At 53.1% G+C, this 3,957-nt stretch carries 4 protein-coding genes and 2 pseudogenes; 1 reads left to right on the top strand and 5 read right to left on the bottom strand.

From position 1 onward, the window contains the following. Positions 1–56: 56 nt before the first annotated feature. From C442_RS19525 to C442_RS19515, 4 genes and pseudogenes are all read right to left on the bottom strand, one after another. On the bottom strand, positions 57–353 hold the full coding sequence (locus C442_RS19525) for a hypothetical protein (protein ID WP_008313522.1): 297 nt from the start codon (positions 351–353) through the stop codon (positions 57–59). A gap of 116 nt (positions 354–469) precedes the next feature. Beyond that, positions 470–621, bottom strand: a pseudogene (locus C442_RS21185) (IS5/IS1182 family transposase); the annotation flags it as partial. Positions 622–897: 276 nt separating this feature from the next. Continuing rightward, the gene (locus tag C442_RS19520; RefSeq protein WP_008313521.1) at positions 898–1,227 is read right to left on the bottom strand and encodes a hypothetical protein; all 330 of its coding nucleotides are present in this window, start codon (positions 1,225–1,227) and stop codon (positions 898–900) included. Between the two features lie 124 nt (positions 1,228–1,351). After that, positions 1,352–2,296, bottom strand: coding sequence for a hypothetical protein (locus tag C442_RS19515; protein ID WP_152418498.1), 945 nt, complete (start codon positions 2,294–2,296; stop codon positions 1,352–1,354). A 457-nt stretch (positions 2,297–2,753) separates the two neighbouring features. On the opposite strand from C442_RS19515, the pseudogene C442_RS21665 reads away from it, so the two are divergent. Continuing rightward, positions 2,754–2,903: pseudogene (locus C442_RS21665) on the top strand (ISH3 family transposase); the annotation flags it as partial. Between the two features lie 232 nt (positions 2,904–3,135). Here the strand turns inward: C442_RS21665 and C442_RS21660 are convergent. Next, positions 3,136–3,825, bottom strand: a complete 690-nt coding sequence (locus C442_RS21660) for a hypothetical protein (RefSeq protein WP_152418497.1) — start codon at positions 3,823–3,825, stop codon at positions 3,136–3,138. Positions 3,826–3,957: the final 132 nt, after the last annotated feature.

Below are 3,957 nucleotides of genomic sequence, written 5' to 3'. Positions count from 1 at the left end.
CGAAGATCGACCGCTACAGACGGCTCATCGAGACAGAAGAAGTGACTCAGATCGGATTAGTGGGTGACGCTTTGTGAGGTACTGATACTATCGCTGTTGGCTGCCCGAATGACTGCCCGATCATATGCGTCGTCTACGTCTCCGGAACCATCCGCGATGAGCCGCACTGTCTGCGGGTCAGCGCTGGAAGCTTCTGCAACATCGCTGGCACGTACATTGTCGCCGTTTTTCCAAGCCTTATATAAGTCCGCCCGCGCCGCTTCGTCGATATCATCGCTCAAGAACGCCGCCTGTTGGCCGTCGTCCATCCGACGCAGCATCCGTGAGACCTGCTTGGGATTGTTCTCGGCCATCAGCTTCCCGGCGGTCTCCAGTTCCGACGGTGAGCGACCGCCAAGGTCGGCATCTCGGAAGTATCGGGCTGAGAGCTTCCGTTGCTTGGTATTCAGATCGTATACCTTCTGAGGTGTCCGAGCGTGCGCCTGATAGTTGAAAAGACGGTTTCACACATCGCTCGTTGGGGTATCGAGGCCCATTGATCCGCGCGTTGTGAGCGTGATCGATGGGTCGGAACTCACGATGTCTGATAAGTGGTCTTACACCTTCCCGCCGAGGTTGTTCGGTTCAGGGCAATGGCTTGACGAACGAAAAGAGGGAGCCATATACGAGCCGTCTGAATGTATGTGTTTACCCTCAGCAAATCACAAGACAGCACGGGATTTCGATCACGGCCAGATTCGGTGGTTCAGCGGTGTAATCTCGGTGATACCAACGCCGTCTGTCGATTCTTGAGATCACCGCGGAAGAGCTTCACTTATAAATACCATTTTCCCCCTGATTTCAACCGTCTCAGACACCTGAAACCGCTCTTTGTGGGGGTGAACACGCACGTCTGAATTATCGTGTATAGCCAGTTTCGGTAACTTCCCCAGTATCCACATCGACCCGGTATCCGTATCCGTTCCAGTTGGTCACTCGCAAGTTTCCGTCCACGACGTTCAAACTTTTGTAAGATCGCTGTTCCCGCTCCTCAGGAGGTGATTCAATCTCCCAGACCTTGTTCCCGTCCTTGTCGAATGCAAGCACGTTCGTTGGGTGCTGTTCATTTGGTGAGACATACAGTAGAACGACGACTATTTCTCCGTACCCAAGAACATCGACGATCTCTCTCCCGACCTCGATTTCCTTCCCTTCAAAAACGACAGTACCATCATCATATTGAGCCATATTGTTTCGTTACGATCTTGTGGACAAAATTCTTGCTACAGATGATTAGCAACCTCTAAATTATAAATGGGTATACAATAAAAAGGAGTGTCCGCATAGGAGTCTGCTACGGCAACCAGACTTCTCAGTCGACGAAGTCACCAAGGTCGTCAACTGGTTCCCAATTCACACCTTGATCAGTAGGCTGCAGATCGTCTTGCAAGAGGTACTGAGTACCCCCGCCCGGCCGGACTTCGTCACTGACATCACTCGCCTGGCGGCGGGTTGTGCTCACTTGGACCCGGATCTGATTGTTTTCGACAAACTCGTCGGTTAGCTCTACTTTTCCCACGTAATTGTACTCCTGCCATTCAGACCGAAGTAATGCTAACCGATCGAGAACCTGCTCTGGCGTTTCTGCCGACTGAAGCGTAGATCTCCGCGCCACAAACCCACCGGCAAGGTTCTCGTCAGGGTTCGAAGTCTGTGACTTACGTTCATACACGCGCCAGAACTCATCGCCTTCTTCGAGTTTCATCTCAACGACGATTGAATCAGGGTCATGCGGTGGATGTGCGGCATCCTCCGGGTTCGCGTTCCGACCAATCTTGAAGTTGGAGACTGAATGCTGACTGTTGGTCTCGACCCGACCGATTGTGATTTCGATATCGGCGGTGGTAATCTCGCGGTCCGCTGTGACACTGACCCACGAATCACGCAAGTCATCGTCTGCCAGCAACTCTCGGAACTGCGACCGCTTTGTCGAGTCCAGATCGCCGTACTTCCGTGCACTTGCGACAGCATCGTCAGCTTGGACGGCGTCGTCACCGAGTGTGCGGATCCAGGCACTACGCGCGTCCGGGTCAGTAAGTACGTCATCCAGAACACGCCGACCATTCGCGTCCACGTCTTTGTATTTCCGCGCCGACGCCGCCGCATCCTCCGCCGACACCAGGCGGTCTGCCTTCCACCCGTCGTACAAATTCCGCCGCACCGCCGGGTCCATGTCAGGGCCGAGGAACGCCTGCTGCCCCGAATCGTCCATCCGACGTAGCATCCGTGAGACCTGCTTGGGATTGTTCTCGGCCATCAGCTTCCCGGCGGCCTCCAGTTCCGACGGGGAGCGACCGCCAAGGTCGGCATCTCGGAAGTATCGGGCTGAGAGCTTCCGTTGTTTGGTATTCAGATCGTATACCTTCTGAGGTGTCTTATCGGCCACGTAGCGACGTGTCCGGACTACTTTTCCGACCGTCCGTGAGTTACGTAGTGAGTATCGCGCGAACGGGTGCTTTGCTTGATCAACGCCAAATGATGCCACACGCCCGACACCCCGTGCCGGGAGTTCGCTCGCATATTTCACTTGTCTGGCTGCGGTGACCGACTTCCCTAAGTAGCGAGTGTTTTCGATTTTATCAATCTCGCGTGCAACTCTGCTTAATTAACAGAAATTTAAAACGGATGAAAACTTCGGTTAGCAGTTGTAGGTTCAGTACCTCACAAAGCCCGTTAGTTGAGAAGTCTACTTGATGAAGTGTGACCAAACACCAATGGCGACGCCCCGCCGTGGCGGGCGTCGCCTCTGGTCCTGGTCGTTCGAGGAGTTCATCAATATGCTGTGTCGGGCAGCGTGGACGGCCCTCGCAGTGCGTCGGGCCGTCCCCGCGAACCGGCCACCGGATGACCGGTTCCACCGATAATCACCAGGCGGGACGCCGTCTTGTGAGTGGCAACGCTGCCGCGTCGGTGGCTGATCGCCGCCGACAGCGGCACCTCCCCTTCTATTAGCGTCCCTCGACCACTATCGACGACTCATCTCGACAGAACAGGTGACTCAGATCAGGTTAACTGGCGATGCTTTGTGAGGTACTGAGACTCTCCCTTTGGCCGAACCGTTTGTCGGGTCTTTTCGAAAGCACTATTCAGATTTCGCTAAATTGTATCTGATTTCCAATTATCCTTGGTAATTATTGCTTCAATCACCTCGGGAAATTGCTCTTGTTTGAATTTGGCTCGTGCATCAAGAGATGTCCGCCTGATACGTTCCCGGTCACCGTTTTCGGGACCTAATCCGGCGGAGTCAGCCAGTTCGACGGCGATGAGAGAAAAGTCATCGAACCCGTCCTCCATCTGCCATCCAAGATCGTTGTCGATGGTCGCATATTGTTCGGCGGCAAGGGAATAGGATTCATTATAGTTATTAAAACCAGCCACGAGCTGGAAGTCACCAATAATCTCGTGGCCCAATCCAATCTCAGCGGGATCGCGAAAAAGAGTATCTCTGACATCGGTCATGATAGCAACTCCTTGTTCACAGTGACGCTGGCATCGGTCGCCACAGTCAGCTAACCGGAAACAGAGACTGCCAAGAAGGAACTCTCTCAATGCCTGTGTAAAAAATAATTTATTTGCGGTTGACGCATCTGGTGGACGATTATCATCGGGTAACGGAAACGACTCTGCCATTCCAATCCGAGATGCTGCTACATAAAAGGAGCCTGCTGTTTCAAGGTAATCTACTTCTCGGGCTCGACGTGCTGCTCGGCGATACTCTCCGTAAGCTGAAGACAAGTCCGTATTTGTATTGTCACCATCGCCTTCTTTTTTATCAATACCAGTCATGTGTAGTGGGTAGGATCTCGTTAGTCATCTGAATAAATAGGTTTACTCAGCTTTGCACGTTAGCTTCAGCAGTTGAGTGAACAAAGAGATGATCGATCTCTTCCATGAGGTCATCAACGCCTCGGTCATCGT

This window comes from Haloarcula amylolytica JCM 13557 (assembly GCF_000336615.1).
Lineage (GTDB): Archaea > Halobacteriota > Halobacteria > Halobacteriales > Haloarculaceae > Haloarcula > Haloarcula amylolytica.
Note: the sequence above shows the minus strand (reverse complement) of the source record. Positions and strands in the feature narration are given on the sequence as shown.